Source organism: Polluticoccus soli, from assembly GCF_029269745.1.
GTDB classification, from domain to species: Bacteria; Bacteroidota; Bacteroidia; order Chitinophagales; family Chitinophagaceae; genus Polluticoccus; species Polluticoccus soli.
Genome location: NZ_JARJHT010000001.1, coordinates 1,784,617 through 1,801,689, shown reverse-complemented (window position 1 = coordinate 1,801,689; position 17,073 = coordinate 1,784,617). Strand labels below are relative to the sequence as shown.

Genomic DNA, 17,073 nt, shown 5'->3' with positions numbered 1-17,073 from the left:
TTACATCCCTGGCATAGCCTGCCCGTTGTTGTACAGCGTGATCTTTTTCGATAGCTCAGCTTCGGTTACAGTATCCCCAGCTGACTTTGCCGAATGGCGCAACGCATTCATGATAGACAGATCCTGGTTTATATCTGGCTCCAAGTCTTCGCGTTTTTCATCGCTCAGCGACATTATATAATTAATATCATCCTCTGCATTTTGAGCGATCTTTTTTGCCAGTTGACGACCTTTTTCAATAGCTCCAGCCTGGTAATAACCCACAGCCAGGTAATAGGTGGTCGCGTCATAGTAGTAAGATTCTTCAGAGATATTTTTCACTACATGATCCAGCAAAGCGATAGCTTCTTGTTTTCTACCCTGTGCTGTAAGTGCAGCTGCAGTACGTCCGGCAGATAACCTGTAGGCGAGGAATGCAAGTTTACTCTTCGAGTCGAAGTACACGTCGTTGCGCTGTGCATTGCCCCAGATGTACTTGTTCACGAACAGGTCGTTACTCTTGTCGGTATTCACTGACCCGATCTCCTGCATGGCTGAGGCCGGCACATTGGTCCTATATGGCATCAACCTGAAAACTATACCTTCCAGTTGCACGTAGTCTCCCATACCATCAAAGTTATCACCGCTTATCACGTCGCCAAAGTAAATAGGCCGTTTCCAGCCTTCCTGCGCAACTGCGGCAATAATATTTAACATGGCTAGATTAGGCTTATAGGCTATGTCTTTGGTAAACGTGAATTTCACCTCGTTGACCAGGTTAGTCGTATCTCCTGCTTTCAACAGGCCTTTGCTAACCAATTCACTCGTAGGAAGTCCGGGCAGGAAGTAGTTTTTCGTGGGATAATAGTTTTCCAGTCCGGGTCCACCAAAGTTCATTTTATCACTATTGTTATCGCTTGTTGTGAATTTCAGAATGTCTACAAGGTTGAAAAACTTGTCCTGCGGTATCTGTGGCGACTTATAATACCTGAGGTAGCTTCCTTTATCACCGAGATAATCCTTCTTCTTCCAGATCATCGGCACTGCATCTGCATCGTTCACTCTATAATTCAACTGATCTATATACCAATCGATACCCAGCAGGCTGGTATTGATGAGCCTGACATCTTTTCGCACGCCTTCTACTTCCTGCAGATACCATAAGGGGTAGGTATCGTTATCACCATAGGTAAACAGGATAGCATTGGGCGCGCAGGAATTCAGCGTGTTCCATGCAATAGCCCGGGCTAGTGTTTTCTTCGAGCGATCGTGGTCGTTCCATTCTTCTTTTGCCATCAGCGCAGGCACTGCAAGCAGGCAAAGAAGTACAGTGACATAAATACCCGCAGGACCTTTTACAGCTTTTCTCAACAGGTCGTATACCATTAGCACGCCCAAGCCGATCCATATCGCAAATCCGTAGGTTGAACCGGCAAATGCATAGTCACGCTCACGAGGCTGTAATGGCGACATATTTAAATAGATAGCAATGGCAATACCTGTAAAGAAGAAGAGCACCAGGGTTACTATTGCATCAGGTTTATTACGGCGGAAATGGTAGATCAATCCTAAAACGCCGAGGATGAATGGAAGCAGGTACAACTGGTTGCGTGCGGGGTTGTCACGATAGCCTTTGCTCATTTTGTCGATGTCGCCAATACCCAACACTCCCTTATCAAATGGCTTGATGCCCGTCATCCAGTTGCCGTTCTTCGCTTCTGTCTGGCCTTCTATATCGTTCTGGCGACCAGCATAGTTCCACATAAAGTAGCGCCACCACATCCAGTTGAATTGATAACCAAAAAAGAACTTAAAGTTGTCAGCCGTAGCTGGACGTTCACCGTCTGCAAGGCCCAGGTAGTGGCGATAAAAACGGGCGTGATTACCGTCGCCGCTCCAGATACGCGGAAAGAATCGTTTATCAGAAGGATCGTATTCGTATTTAAGTTTGGTACCAACAACCTCGTAATGGTCCTTGCCATCTTTTTCAGTACGCGCATATTGAAAGCCATCTTCGCTGGTACTGTTCGGCTGGCTGGTAAAATCAGGCCCGAACAGCAGCGGCTGCTGAATGAATTGCTCACGCTGTATATAAGAGGTGAGGCTTAATGCATTGTCGGGATTGGTCATGTCCACCGGCACATCAGCACGCGATCGAACAATAGCCGTGAGGTAACTGGAAAATCCTATAATGATAAATATCAGGCAGAGCGTAGCCACATGAGCATGGTACATAGCCTTTTTCTTAAAATAACGTAAGGCCAAAACCATTGCAGCCACCAGCAGCACTATAAATGTCCAGGCGCCAGAATCGAAAGGCAACCCAAAACTGTTGACAAACAACAATTCAAATTTTGAGGCCAGCGTTGGAATGCCCTGCAACACGCCGAATTGCACAAAACCCAGTATTACACAGCCTGCAACAAAAGCAATGATGCCACCACGAACTGAAGCGGTATGTTTACGGAAGTAATATACCATGGCCAAGGCAGGGATAGCTAGCAAGTTTAGTAAGTGGATACCAACCGAAATACCGATAATATAAGCGATCAGCACCAGCCAGCGGTCAGCATATTTTTGGTCAGCTATATGTTCCCACTTTAGTATCGCCCAGAAAACCAGTGCGGTAAAGAGTGAGGATGTTGCATAGACCTCAGCTTCCACTGCTGAGAACCAGAAAGTATCAGAAAAGGTATAAGACAGTGCGCCAACAAGGCCACTACCCATAATCAATGATGTGTCATTGGATCCTGGGTTGTCTTCGCCATTAGCAATCAGTCGTTTAGCAAAGTGGGTGATCGTCCAGAAAAGAAACAGGATGGTTAATCCGCTGGCAATAGCCGACCATGAATTGACAAAGGCCGCTACATTTTCCACATTGCCTCCTGCCATCATAGCAAACAGCCTCTGTATCAGCATAAACATAGGAGCGCCGGGAGAGTGACCCACCTCTACCTTGTATGCACAGGATATGAATTCCCCACAATCCCAAAAGCTGGTAGTGGGTTCCATTGTTGCAAGGTATACGCTGGTAGCAATGGTAAATGTTGCCCAGCCAACAAGGTTGTTGATCTTACGATAGTTCATACAGTTTAAGGTTTAACACCTAAATAATTGGATTTGAAAAGGTAATATAAAACTTGCAAGGCTTGTTAGCGGTTTAACTTTCTTTTAAGGGTTGTAACAACCAGATGAAGGATAACTAAAGATTGTTACTCGGCCGAAGCAGCTACCAGCAAGGATTATGCATTGAATCTGTTAGTTTTTGTTGGTCATTTTTAGTGTTTTTTCAGCTAGCCAGCCAGCCGAATTATTCAATGCTATAGCGAATGTTATTGCAGCGCCTATCATTACGATAACAAATATACAACAAATACCCCATATAGCCAAGGGCAGGCTTGTGGTTTACAACGAGGTGTATTTATTGGCAGGATTTTTACGCATGGTAAGACGTCAATATATCAGCTGTGACTTTATCAAAGTTTACCCGAAACTACCTCATTAGTTTACAGTGCATTATGCTTTTGCTGGCATGCTTGCCAGTAAAAGCGCAGCGTGTCACTACGGTCAAGAAAACGGCCGACTCTATAACTATAGCAGCAGGAACACAATACCAACGTGCAAAGTATTTCAAGTGGTTGTTCGGCGAACATTACCGTCGAGACTGGCTTACTCCCGTTACCTTACCTGTACTACACCTTGACCAATTAGGCGGCGGCGTAACTCCTTATGAAGAAGGTGGTGGCCGGCAGACCAAGACCCTTAAACTACACGACAAGGCTGGAAGAGAATACGTGCTGCGCAGCGTTGATAAGACCTATGGTAAGGCCATCGACGAAATATACCGCGGCACTTTTGTAGAAAGAGTCGTTGACGACCAGGTGTCTTCCGCACAACCATATGGAGCCCTGACGGTGGCCGGAATGGCCGAAGCAGCAAACATTTACCATACCAACCCTATTATTGGCTATTTGCCAAAACAACCAGCTTTGGGACAGTTCAATGATGAGTACGCCGACGATATTTACCTGTTTGAACAACGCCCCGATGGAAACTGGGAAACTGAAGAAGATTTTGCAAACTCATCTAATATTATAAGTACAGAGAAGGTGCTGGATGAACTGCTTGAAGACAATGATGCCTCGGTCGACCAGCAGCAGTATATACGGTCGCGCCTTTTTGACATAGTCATTGGCGACTGGGGCCGCCACGAAGACCAGTGGCGCTGGGGAAAAACAAAAAAAGGTGACAAAACTATTTATGAACCGATACCCCGGGATAGGGATCAGACCTTCACCAAATTTGACGGTGCTGCGCTCCGTGTTGCAGCCAAAGATCATCACCAAACTTTCGACCATAAGCTCAAAGATGTAAAAGGCTTCGGATTCCCGGCCAGGGACCTTGACCGACGAATGGCTAATCTAACAACACTTGGCGACTGGATGCAAGCTGCAGCAGATGTGCAGCAAGCACTAACCGATGAAGTTATCGACGAAAATATTAGCCGGCTCCCGCCAGAGATATATGCGATATCCGGAAAGGATATTACAGCAAAAGTCAAAAGCAGGCGCGATGCGTTACATAATTATGCGCGAGATTATTACTTGTTTCTTGCTGAGGAAGTAGACATCCCCGGAACTTACCAGAACGAAAAATTCCAGGTATCGCGGTTAAGTGATAGCGAAACAGTAGTAGAAGTCTTTAAAATTGGCAACCAGGGCGACCTATCAACCACACCCACATACAGCAGAAAGTTCCTGACCCGTGAGACCAAAGAGATCCGCCTATACGGCATTTCAGGAAATGATATATTTGAATTGGAGGGGCGGGTAGAAAAAGGCATAAAAGTTCGTGTGATCGGTGGCCTCGGTAAGGATTCGATCTCCGATTGGTCAAAGGTTGGAAGTACAGGATCACCACAAAAAACCATCGTGTATGATAATCCCGGCAATGCAATAGTGACTTCTTCTGAAACCAAACTGAAATTATCAGATGATACTGCTATTAATGCTTACCGATACTACTTTTACGAGTACGACAAAAGCGGGATAAAGCCCATCTTTTTTTATAACAATGCAGATAGGTTTCACGTAGGTCTGGGTTATAAAATAGTAGAAAATAAATGGCGCAAGGCTCCGGCACACGAACAGTATTTCCTTGGTCGGTACTCGCTAACTCAGAATGCCATTGGCGCCACATATCGTGGAACTTTCTATCAATTCCCAGGCAAATGGAACACAGAAATTGTGGCCGACTACGATGCGGTGCGCTGGACAAATTTTTTTGGTCTAGGCAATGAAACTGACCGGACAATAGACGATGCAAACTACTATCGGGTACGCAATAGCGAGATACTTTTTAGCGTTGGCTTAAATCGCAAATTTGGCACGGCCCATGAATTATGGATCACCCCCTTGATGCAGGCGATAAAAATAATACGTGACAGAGACCGCTTCCTGGAAACAACGGTTGTACCAAACGGATTGGAATTGTATGAGCGCCATTATTATGCAGGCGGCACTCTCAACTATGCGTTTACAGATGTGGATGATATCATGGTGCCAACGAAAGGTGTCGGATTCTTCGCCAGTGGCTCTTACCTGCACAACCTGGCGCATACAGAAAGGTCATTTGCCCGCATCAATGGTGGCGTTCAGCTTTATATTCCGCTCTTTTGGGACCTCTCACTTGCAATGGTTGCAGCAGGAACCGAGGTCGAAGGAGATCCCGAATTTTACCAGTTGCCAACTGTAGGTGGTAGCAGAACAATACGCGGCCTCAGAAGAGATCGCTTTCGCGGCAATATTGCCTTTTATAACGACAACGAATTGCAGTGGATAAAAGATGTGCGATGGAAGATCATGAACGGAAAGGTGGGCGTGCTTGCATTAATGGATAATGGACGGGTATGGCTGGATGGCGAAGACTCAGATAAATGGCACTTTACTTACGGCGGTGGTGTTATTCTTTCGCCCTTCAACCTGGTGAAGGCCACTGCGACATATGCTTTCTCGGAAGACGGCAGCCGGTTTACCTTGCGCCTAACACGTGATATTAATCCATTCTAAAAAAACCACACCTTATCAAATCAAAGAAGCAGACGCCGCATGTTCGAATTCTCACTTCACAATATGGCAGGTTTCCTGGCAGCTTTCATACCAGGGCTTATCAGTATTGTGTTAGTAATATACATACTAGCCACTTTCCCGCGAAACAAGCTCATTAATGTTTTCGCGGCGTTTACATTGAGTGCCGCATTCTGGCAATTCAATGATGCTGGCGCCCGTATCACTGTTAGTGCTGAACAAGCTGATAAATGGGATTGCATTCTTAGTCCCGGCTGGATATTTACGGGGCCATTGTGTCTTCATTTCTCATTGTTGTATACCCGTTTTACTTACGTGTCCCGATGGATCATCGCCCTACTTTACTTGCCGGCGTTTGCTTTCATGGGCATGTACCAGGCACATATGTATGAACACAAATTCTGGCTGCTCCATTTTTGGGGCTGGGTTAATTACCACGATAAAGCCCCGGCAGATATGGTGATGGTGTATTGGATAGTATCGCTTTCATTACTGGCTTCTATCCTGTTATTTTATTATGCCTACAAAGTGCGCGAGGACAAGCTGCTACGTACACAGGCATTTATTATCGCTATAGGGTTAGGAATACCAGTTGTCGCGGGCGTCATTACGCAAGCTATCTTTCCGCTTGTACTTAACCGGCCAGCCGTTCCCATCACTTCGTCATTTCTTACCTTTCTTTCTGCAGCCTCTGCTATTGCCCTTCAGCAGTACCGGTTATTCAGCATTTCTGAACTCGTAAATAATGACTTGTTGCTGGACGAGTTGCCGGTTACGGTCATCAGCATATCCGATACCGGGCACTTGACGTATATCAACCAGGCCGGCGTGGATCTGCTAAAATTTGAAAAAAAGAACATTCACCGGCTGAAGTTTCAGGAACTTCTTAATCATTCGATTCCCGAACATGCGGCCAGTTTTACAGACGCCTATAAAAAAGCATTGAAAGGTATCAATGTGGTCAATGTGGAATCTTCGCTGGCAATCAACGGGAAAACGATCAATATTCTTATATCGGCGATGCCGGTAGTAAACAACAAGCGGGTGCGTAGCGTTTTACTGTATGTTCGCGATATCACTTCGCAGATCGAGTCAGAAAACGTGCTTCAGCAAAAAAACCTGCAGCTGGAACAGTCAAACTCCAACCTCGAAGAATTTGCCTATGTAGCCAGCCACGACCTTCGGGAACCCCTTCGAAAGATCATCACCTTTAGCGGCATGATAGCCGAAACCGAGAAAGACAACTTATCTCCCAAAGCCAAAACTTTTTTTGAGCGTATTGTAGGCGCCGCCTCGCGCATGCAATCTATGATAGAAGATCTGCTATCGCTCTCGGTCATCTCGCAGAACGTCAAGTTCGAGCGCTACAGCCTGCAAGAGGTACTTCACGAAGCCACGCAGGATCTGGACCTGAAAATAAAAGATAAGAATGCGCGCATAGATGCAGAAGACCTACCAGCTGCCTATATTAATCCGAAGCAGTTTCGCCAGTTGTTTCTCAACCTGATCAACAACTCGCTCAAGTTTTCCAAACCAGATGTGCCTCCGGTAATAACGATCAGAAGTAAATATCTGACTGCAACCGAAGCGGCAAAACTGCCCTTGCCACGCACAGGAAGATACCTGAAGATCACCCTGGAAGATAACGGTATCGGATTTGAGAACGTTTATGCCGAAAAAATGTTCCAGCTATTTCAGCGCTTGCACGGCAAGGTAGATTACGAAGGTACCGGGATAGGCTTGGCCATTTGCAAGAAAATTGTAGAGAACCATAAAGGCATCATATGGGCCAATGGCGAGCCTGGCGTGGGTGCAACATTCAATATCGTCATTCCCAACAAATAAAACAGCGCACCCAAGGAGTGCGCTGTTGTACAAACTCTTTATTATTTAACCTATTGCTTTACTATACGTTTTGTATCGGCAACCTGGCCGTTAGCGATCACCTGTATGAAATACATACCCGTTGGCAATTCTGTAATGTCAATTTTTAGCTTGTTCATGCCACGCTCACGTGTACCAAAATCTGCCGCGTTTATTTTTTTACCAAACACATCGGTAATCTGCGCTTCGAGGTGCATTTCAGTTTCAAACGATACAGGAATGTCAAAAACACCAGTTGTTGGGTTAGGTAGAGGATTTAACACAAAGTTCCTGTCTTTGTCCAGCTCATATACCGAAGCAGCCCACTTCAGGTAGAAAGTGTAATAACCACCGGAAGGTGCAGTGATGGGTTTGGTCATAGTTTTACCATTATTGCTCGTCGCAGTCAGGTAATACTCTACAACATCCGGATGATTGAATGTACCTGAAATGTCCCCTATCCAGTAGCCTGAGCTGTCGGTAAGGTTGATCGTATTCCACGAAGCAGCGCCTTTCATTCTCCAAAGGCATTTCGCCGTTGCAATACCGCTCCTGTTAGTGATCTTGGAAACAATGTGGTAATTGTCCTGTTTAGGTTGCAGGTCAATAACAGGCGGATGCCAGAAGTGGATAGGATTGTCGGCGGGTATCTGCATATTTACGCAGTGGATGGCACCACCCAACACTGTAAGTCCGCGAGCGTCAATAGGAACAACTTTGTAACCCGGAGCATTCTTTTTAAAAATATTGATGGCATCCTGGTCGCCTTGTTGGTTCCCGCTGGAACCATCAGAGTATGAAGGCATTATATAGGTTTTATTCACCGTAGTGCCATTTACAAAAGTGCGTGCATCCCCATCAATAGAGGAACAGGTTTTCAAAGTAGTTCCGTTATCCTGGGTAGGCATTGGCAGTTTAAAAATGCGATATGCAGTATTGTATGGAGTTTTTAACGCTATTAGCTGGTTGATCACATTCTGGATGGTTGTGTAATCGGTGGCTGTAACTGTGTTAGGGTACTCCATGATGGCAAAAGTCTGTTCGTCCATCAGTTTCATGAACATATCGTTGTGGCCCGTACCGCCGTCACATTTTAGTTCAGGTGTGGTAACCACTGCGTTTGAAGCCCATACGCGTTTAACGGTATCCTTTACCTGTTGAAGGGTCCAGGGGTTATCAACGGTATTTATCTTGTGAATGCGATCGCTATGGAAAGATGTTCCTAAACCATCGGTGATATAGTTACCACCTTCGGCATATAGGCTGGTACGTACATTCGTAATACCCAGCTGGTTTGCCAGGAAATCCGGGTAAACATCATCATTAGCACGGCCCGGGTAGTAGTTCATATCCAGGAAACCCAGGTCGTCATTGGAACCGTGATAAAATGAAAGCGGTCCGAAATCGCGTATCCAGAAATCGTCGCCTGCTGCAACGTAGAAACGGTAGTTGGTGAGCGGTGTACCCCTATTCGCCATGAATGTCTTAATGGTATTACTATCTGCGCCCTGCTCTATGCGTATCCATACCGAGCATTCATCCTGTATTGCAGCAGCCATATCGCCCCATGCGTTTGCATAGTAAGATGATACATCAACAGCATAAGGTGGCACGTAGTCATATACCCACGCCAGGAGTACTGCCTGCGACTCCTCAAACTCGCCCGGATATCGTGCTCCCGCTGGTAGTTCCCATACAGCGGTTGTTTTAGCGGCTGTGGTAGCAGCAGGTTTAGGGTTCATTTTGCGAAAGTCGATCTCTTTCTGGCTCGGCATGATGTGCCAGCGTTGTTGCGCCATAGCGCCAAGAGAAAGTATACTAAGAGCTGATACGAGTGCAAATCGCCTCATAAAATAAGTTTGAGTAAAAAATATGTTTATAACTGAAGTTAGTACATGTTACTCAATCCATAATATTTTATTTACAAACCATGACCTTCCTCTGACAAACCGGGATTTTCGGACTTTAACTCAATATCGAGGGCATATAAACAGGTAACCAGCGACTCTTATCTTTGCGGTAAATCTCCAACTATAATTAGTACAATTGTTGCAGGCCAACAGTTTACATTATACCTAACATAGTCATCCAATGATCGAATCAAAAGTATATACAGAATCAGTACCCTTTTCGATAACAGAAGTAGGCGATCGCCACGACCCGACCAGGGTGCTACTCTGCTCACCTGACCACTTTGATATAATAGACGAGAAGAACGTGCACATGGCAGGTAATATTGGTCAAACAAATAAAGAGCTGGTACAAGAGCAGTGGAGCAGCTTAAAAAATACCTACGATGGCCTTAAAGAACGAAAAGTACTGGATGAAGTATCTGTAATACCGGGTGCCATGGGTTGCGAAGACATGGTTTTCTGCGCGAACCAGACGCTTCCTTACCGCAAAGCAGATGGACGGGAAGTAGTGATAATGAGCAAAATGCGTCACGAGTCCCGCCAGCGCGAAGTACCACATTTCGAAAAATTCTTTTCAGGCAAAGGTTTTCAACCGCTACATTTTAAAAACGCTGACTTGTTTGAAGGAATGGGCGATGTGATTCCCCACCCCCAAAAGAAACTACTTTATGGCGGCTACGGCCATCGCACGGGTCTCGAGGCCTATCAAGAACTGGCGGCCATGCTGGACACCCCGATAGTGGCGTTGGAACTGGTTAGTCCTAAATTCTATCATCTGGATACTTGCTTTGTGCCGCTGTCCGCAACGAGTGTAATGCTATGCCGGTCAGCATTTTCAGACACAGGCTTTAAGATCATTGAACAATTATTTGAAAAAGTACACCTGGTACCGGAGGAAGAGGCAGTAAAATATTTCTCGCTGAATGCGCACGCATTCATTGCGAACGGTCATAAGATCGCTATACTGCAGAAAGGAAGCACTGTTACCTTACAAATACTGAAAGAGGAAGGCTATGAAGTTACCGAGCTGGATACAAGCGAATTCATGAAGTCGGGCGGAAGCGTTTTCTGCATGAAAATGATGTACTAGAATTTGCCAAAAAAACTTTGTTTATCAATTGTAATTGGCTTGTTAACACAGCGTTAAAGACCCTGCTGAAAAAACGTTATCGATGCCTGGCATAGTAATTTGCATCCAATCTGAAAAAAGAGATGAAAAAGACCCTGTTTTTCTCCGCCGCTCTTTTGATTGGTGCAATTCAATCATCCATCGCACAAACACAAAATGCTAATGCTAATGCGCACGCAAAAGCAACAGTTGTAGTGCCTATCGCCATTTCAAATATCAACGATCTGAATTTCGGGAACATTGCTGTATCTGCCAGCGCCGGGGGAACCGTGGTGCTGGATCCCACAAACAATACACGTACGTCATCCAATGGTGTTTCGTTGCCAGCTAACCAGGGAACAGTACAAGCAGCTATGTTCGAGGTAACGGGTGCTCCACTTTTTACTTATACCATATCCGTACCGAGCCAGCTCCTGGTTTACAACGGCTCGAATAATATGACCGTGAACAATTTCATAAGTACTCCTATAGCCGGCTCGCTGGATAACTCGGGCAAACAAACTTTAAAAATAGGTGCAACGCTGACCGTGAATCCTAACCAGGCTGATGGTAACTATCAGTCGAGCGGCCAGGGGTTTACGGTAACAGTTCAATATAATTAGCAGGTAAGATGAGTTCTCTGAAGAGGGGCTGCCGAATGGCAGCTCTTCTTTTTATACCCTATATGTCTAATCCCTGCGCCGACAGCAATTAGCTATCAGCGGCTTAGACAATACAGACACGGCTTTATGGAACGATATTTTTAATATCATTTCTACAGGGATGACTCCGTTCCTGCGATCATTAATCAATTAAGCTTCGTTTTTCTATGCTCGCTGCCACTGGCAAAAAGAGAGTTGTCATTATAGACGTGTCACCACAAATTGAAAACGGCAAGTATCCTGCAAAAGCTGTTATCGATGAACCTGTGGTTATCTCCGCCAATATTTTCGGCGATGGGCACGACGAGATCGGGGTAAGTGTAATGATAAAAGCTAAAGGCGACCGTGTGTGGAAAGAATTCCCGATGCGACTCATTAACAACGACCATTGGGAATTTTCATTTGTTCCTCCAAAGCTCGGTTTTTACCAGTTCCAGGTTTTAGCATGGATCGATCATTTTGCTACCTGGAAAAAAGGCTTGCTAAAGAAAATAGCTGCCGGACAAGATGTTATGTTAGAATTGGAGATTGGAGCGAACATTATTTCTGAAGCGGAAAAAAAAGCTAAAGGCAAGGAAAAAACATTACTAGTCAACTGGGAGGAAGCTATAAAAGCGTCTAACAGCCATGATGCTGTTGAACTGGTTGCCCGCCATAGCGTGGAGGAGATAATGCGCCACTTCCGCAGCAAGGAGACAACAACAGTTTTTCCTCAAATACTTGATATAGAAGTAGAAAGAAAAAAAGCGGGTTTCAGCGCCTGGTATGAATTATTCCCACGATCGACAGCAAAAGAACCAGGCAAGCATGGTACGTTCAAAGATGTTGAACAGCTATTGCCTCGTATTGCGAAGATGGGATTCGATACTCTGTATTTTCCACCCATTCATCCAATAGGCGAGGAAAAGCGTAAGGGTCGCAATAATGCACTAACAGCCAAACCCGATGATCCAGGTTCACCTTGGGCCATTGGCTCAAAACTGGGCGGACATAAAACCATCCACCCCGAGTTGGGCACGGTCAAGGAATTGAAAGCACTCATAAAGGCCGCAAAGAAATTCGACATCGAGATCGCAATGGATATTGCTTTCCAGTGTGCGCCCGATCATCCTTATGTCACCCTACACCCTCAGTGGTTCAAATGGCGGCCAGACGGCACGGTACAATACGCCGAAAATCCGCCTAAAAAATATGAGGACATACTGCCGTTCAATTTCGAAACAGACGACTGGGAAAATCTCTGGCAAGAGTTGAAAAGCGTTTTCGATTTCTGGATCGAAAATGGCATCAATGTATTTAGAGTGGATAACCCACATACAAAATCGTTAAGTTTTTGGGAATGGGTAATACCGGCTATCAGGAAAGAAAGCCCTGATATAATATTTCTTGCTGAAGCTTTTACAAGACCGCGCGTAATGGAACGCCTAGCGAAAGCAGGGTTCAACCAGTCGTATACTTACTTCACCTGGAGAGAAAGTAAGAAAGAGCTAGAGGAGTACATGACCGAACTGACGAAAACTGATAAGCGCTATTATTTCCGTCCGAATTTTTGGCCCAATACGCCGGATATACTTCCGCCGCACCTGACACACGGTGGAGAAAACGCGCATATACTCCGGCTGCTCCTGGCCGCTACGCTATCATCCAACTACGGTCTGTACGGGCCAGTGTATGAATATGGAATGACAACTCCCATGCCCGGCAAGGAAGAGTATATAGATAATGAGAAGTATGAAGTAAAACACTGGAACTGGGAAGAATATACGCGCATCCGCGAGATCATTACGCGCATCAATGGCATACGAAAAGAAAACCCGGCTCTACATAGCACCTGGAATATCGAACTGGCGGAAACGACAAGCGAACAGATCATTTGCTATGGAAAACGGGATATGTCAACCGGCAACACCCTACTTATAGCTGTAAATCTTGATCCTCATAACACCCACAGTGCTATGGTAAAGGTGCCGCTGGAAAAATTGAACATACCTACGGATCGGGCATATAATGTATCAGACCTGTTAAGTGGGGATAGTTACCAATGGCAGGGTGAATGGAACTACGTAGAACTAAACCCTTACGAAATGCCCGCGCACGTTTTTAAAGTAGACTATAATTAAAGGAAGGTAAATATGGCTGAGAAAAGAACACTGGACGACAAGCTGCACTGGTACAAAGATGCGATCATTTACGAGCTGCATATAAAAGCATTTGCAGACAGTGACAATGATGGCATCGGTGATTTCCAGGGATTGCTTGAAAAACTGGATTACCTTCAAAATCTTGGTGTTACAGCTATATGGCTTTTGCCTTTTTATCCGTCACCCTTAAAAGACGATGGCTATGATATTGCCGACTACTACAGTATCAACCCTTCGTACGGTGATATCAAACAGTTCAAACATTTCCTGGCAGAGGCACACAAACGCGATCTAAAAGTGATCACGGAGCTCGTTATCAATCACACCTCCGATCAACACCCCTGGTTTCAACGTGCGCGCAGGTCTCCAAAAGGATCCACGTTCCGCGACTATTATGTGTGGACCGATGATCCACACCAGTTTAGTGAAGTACGCATCATCTTCCAGGATTTTGAAGCTTCGAACTGGACGTGGGACCCTGTGGCGCAGCAATACTATTGGCACCGCTTTTTTTATCATCAGCCAGATCTGAACTACGACAATCCGCTGGTACAGGAAGAAGTATTCAGGATCATAGACTATTGGTGCAAAATGGGCGTGGACGGTTTCAGGCTGGATGCTGTGCCATATTTGTTTGAGCGTGAAGGCACCAATTGCGAGAACCTACCTGAAACCCACCAGTTCCTGAAAAAGCTGAGGAAACATGTTGATGGTAACTATCCGGGTACACTATTGCTGGCCGAGGCCAATATGTGGCCAGAAGATTCCGCATCATATTTCGGTAACGCAGACGAGTGCCACATGAACTACCACTTCCCGGTAATGCCACGGATGTTCATGGCGCTGCAAATGGAAGACCGGTATCCAATAACAGACATTTTTGATCAAACACCGGAGATACCCGACACTTGCCAGTGGGCTATCTTTCTCCGCAATCACGACGAGCTGACACTGGAAATGGTTACGGATGAAGAACGTGACTACATGTATAAAGTGTATGTAAAAGACCCAAAGGCGAGGATCAATCTTGGTATCCGTCACAGGTTGGCGCCTCTGATGAATAATAATAGGAAAAAAATAGAATTACTGAATTACCTCCTATTCTCGCTACCCGGCACACCAGTCATATATTATGGAGACGAGATAGGCATGGGCGACAATTTCTACCTGGGTGACCGCGATGGAGTACGTACACCAATGCAGTGGAGTGATGGCCATAATGCTGGTTTTTCAGAAGCTAACCCCCACAAGCTCTATTTGCCCGTAATACTCGATCCCGAATATCATTATGAATCTGTGAATGTAGATATCCAACGTCGAAATAGCTCTTCATTGCTTTGGTGGATGAAACGCATCATCAACACACGCAAGAAATACCAGGCTTTTGGCCGCGGCGATATGAAATTCATTCATAGTGAGAATCCTAAGATACTGGCCTTTACCCGCACATACGAAGGTGAAACCATGTTGGTGATTGCCAACTTATCGCGCTATATACAACCAGTGGAGCTTGACCTTAATGAATATAAAGGGTATCAGCCAATCGAAGTTTTCAGCAAAAACAAGTTCCCATCAGTAAAAGAAGACCATTCATACTTTTTTACATTGGGCCCTCACGATTGCCAGTGGTTTGCCCTACAGCAGGTACATGCAAAGTTGGATGAAAAGAAAACATTGCCGGAATTTCAATTAAAGCGCTGGACGGATCTGCTGGAGGGACGGATGCTGGAAGAGTTCGAAAACAGCATCCTGCCAGATTATTTGATGAAGGTGCGCTGGTTTGGTGGCAAAAGCAGGGTATTGCAAGGAGTAAAAGTTATAGACCATGCGCCAATTCCAACCGAGCACGGTTCCGTGCACATCCTGATAGTTGAAGTCGTCTATCAAAGTGGGCTACCTGAATTTTATCAGCTACCTATAACATTTGGTAAAGATGAGGCTGCAGAAAAGATAAAGTCAAACTATCCACAGGCGGTCATCGCACGCATGAGAACTGGGGGCGATGATGGTATTCTTTACGATGCCCTGTATGATCACTGTTACCAATTGGCGCTGATCGGAAACATGGCGGGCAACCAGGATATTAGTTTAAAAGGCAGTGATGTTCAATTTCTCGGCAATAAGGAGCTAAAGAAGTACCATAAAGAACAAAAGAAGATCAAACCCAGGATCCTTTCAGCCGAGCAGAGTAACAATTCCATTATTTACGACAACAGGTTCTTCCTGAAGATATACCGCAGGGTGGACTATGTGATAAACCCTGATCTTGAGATCATAAAATTTTTAACAGAACAAACGCAGTTCAAGCATGTCCCTGCGCTCATCGGATCGATCGAATGGAAATTCAGCAAGGGCACTATTGTGCTGGGACTTATGCAGGAAGTAATAGAAAACAATAGCGATGCCTGGGCATATATGCTGGACAGGCTCAACCACTTTACTGAAAAGATCCTGTCTAAACACATACCTGAAAACAGTTTCCTCCCTCCAGGTGGCAACCTGACCGACCCCATAAGCTACGATCATATACCAGAGCAAATGAAAGAATTGCTGGAAGGACCTGCGGCAGAACGGGCACGGCTACTGGGCGTACGGACCGGCCAGATGCATTTAGCGTTGGCATCAGGTACTGATCCTGATTTTAAGCCGGAGTTGTTTTCGCTGCACTATCAGCGTTCGTTGTTCTCGTCATTCCAATCGTTGGTACGCAGCACTTTTCAGAGTGCAAGTCGTTCGCTTAAGCGACTCCCTGACAATGTTCGAAAAGAGACCGAAGCTGTCATGGGAATGAAAGAGGATATTCTGGCGGAACTGAAAAAGATATACAGGAAGAAATTGGATGCGGTAAAGATCCGAATACATGGCGACTATCATTTGGGACAAGTATTGTTTACAGGCAAGGACTTTGTGATACTTGATTTTGAAGGGGAACCTGCACGCAGCTATAGCGAACGTAGGTTAAAACGTTCCCCCTTGCGTGACGTAGCCGGCATGATCCGTTCTTTCCATTATGCTGCTTACGGCGGGCTCTTCCTGAATGACCAGATGCGAAAAGAAGACATCGACAAATTAACTCCTTATGTAGAGCAATGGTATTACTACATGAGCGGCTTTTTCATGCAGGCTTACCTGGAAACTGTAAAAGGCAGCTCATTCATCCCGGAAGACAAGGAAGACCTTGATGTCATGTTGCAAACTTATTTACTGGAAAAAGCAATTTACGAACTCAACTACGAGCTAAACAACCGACCTGACTGGGTCATCATTCCGCTACGTGGCATCAAAGCGCTTATGTCGACCAATAAACTCCAGCTAGCATAA

General features: G+C 45.4%; 8 protein-coding genes. 6 read left to right on the top strand and 2 right to left on the bottom strand.

Going from position 1 to position 17,073, the window contains the following annotated elements; translation table 11 throughout:
* On the bottom strand, window positions 1-3,066 hold the full coding sequence (locus tag P2W83_RS07865; RefSeq protein ID WP_276133165.1) for a glycosyltransferase family 117 protein: 3,066 nt from the start codon (window positions 3,064-3,066) through the stop codon (window positions 1-3).
* Between the two features lie 431 nt (window positions 3,067-3,497).
* On the opposite strand from P2W83_RS07865, the gene P2W83_RS07860 reads away from it, so the two are divergent.
* Together P2W83_RS07860 and P2W83_RS07855 are read left to right on the top strand one after the other, a co-directional pair.
* A complete protein-coding gene (locus tag P2W83_RS07860; RefSeq protein WP_276133164.1) occupies window positions 3,498-6,047 on the top strand; it encodes a BamA/TamA family outer membrane protein in 2,550 nt (849 codons plus the stop codon).
* 39 nt (window positions 6,048-6,086) lie between these two features.
* Window positions 6,087-7,910, top strand: a complete 1,824-nt coding sequence (locus P2W83_RS07855; protein WP_276133163.1) for a sensor histidine kinase — start codon at window positions 6,087-6,089, stop codon at window positions 7,908-7,910.
* 50 nt (window positions 7,911-7,960) lie between these two features.
* Here the strand turns inward: P2W83_RS07855 and P2W83_RS07850 are convergent, their stop codons facing one another.
* The gene (locus P2W83_RS07850) at window positions 7,961-9,778 is read right to left on the bottom strand and encodes an agmatine deiminase family protein (protein WP_276133162.1); all 1,818 of its coding nucleotides are present in this window, start codon (window positions 9,776-9,778) and stop codon (window positions 7,961-7,963) included.
* Window positions 9,779-10,019: 241 nt separating this feature from the next.
* On the opposite strand from P2W83_RS07850, the gene P2W83_RS07845 reads away from it, so the two are divergent.
* The 4 genes from P2W83_RS07845 (at window position 10,020) to treS (ending at window position 17,073) form a co-directional block, all read left to right on the top strand.
* Window positions 10,020-10,931: a dimethylarginine dimethylaminohydrolase family protein gene (locus tag P2W83_RS07845; RefSeq protein WP_276133161.1), complete on the top strand. Its 912-nt coding sequence runs from the start codon at window positions 10,020-10,022 to the stop codon at window positions 10,929-10,931.
* Window positions 10,932-11,053: 122 nt separating this feature from the next.
* Window positions 11,054-11,572, top strand: coding sequence for a DUF4402 domain-containing protein (locus P2W83_RS07840; RefSeq protein ID WP_276133160.1), 519 nt, complete (start codon window positions 11,054-11,056; stop codon window positions 11,570-11,572).
* A 206-nt stretch (window positions 11,573-11,778) separates the two neighbouring features.
* Entirely contained in the window at window positions 11,779-13,731 is a 1,953-nt protein-coding gene (locus tag P2W83_RS07835; RefSeq protein ID WP_276133159.1) for an alpha-1,4-glucan--maltose-1-phosphate maltosyltransferase, read from the top strand.
* A 12-nt stretch (window positions 13,732-13,743) separates the two neighbouring features.
* A complete protein-coding gene (gene treS, locus P2W83_RS07830; protein WP_276133158.1) occupies window positions 13,744-17,073 on the top strand; it encodes a maltose alpha-D-glucosyltransferase in 3,330 nt (1,109 codons plus the stop codon).

Coding starts and splice junctions, on each gene's coding strand:
- P2W83_RS07865 (WP_276133165.1), bottom strand. CDS start 3,066: ATGAACTATCGTAAGATCAACAACCTTGTTGGCTGGGCAACATTTACC.
- P2W83_RS07860 (WP_276133164.1), top strand. CDS start 3,498: ATGCTTTTGCTGGCATGCTTGCCAGTAAAAGCGCAGCGTGTCACTACG.
- P2W83_RS07855 (WP_276133163.1), top strand. CDS start 6,087: ATGTTCGAATTCTCACTTCACAATATGGCAGGTTTCCTGGCAGCTTTC.
- P2W83_RS07850 (WP_276133162.1), bottom strand. CDS start 9,778: ATGAGGCGATTTGCACTCGTATCAGCTCTTAGTATACTTTCTCTTGGC.
- P2W83_RS07845 (WP_276133161.1), top strand. CDS start 10,020: ATGATCGAATCAAAAGTATATACAGAATCAGTACCCTTTTCGATAACA.
- P2W83_RS07840 (WP_276133160.1), top strand. CDS start 11,054: ATGAAAAAGACCCTGTTTTTCTCCGCCGCTCTTTTGATTGGTGCAATT.
- P2W83_RS07835 (WP_276133159.1), top strand. CDS start 11,779: ATGCTCGCTGCCACTGGCAAAAAGAGAGTTGTCATTATAGACGTGTCA.
- treS (WP_276133158.1), top strand. CDS start 13,744: ATGGCTGAGAAAAGAACACTGGACGACAAGCTGCACTGGTACAAAGAT.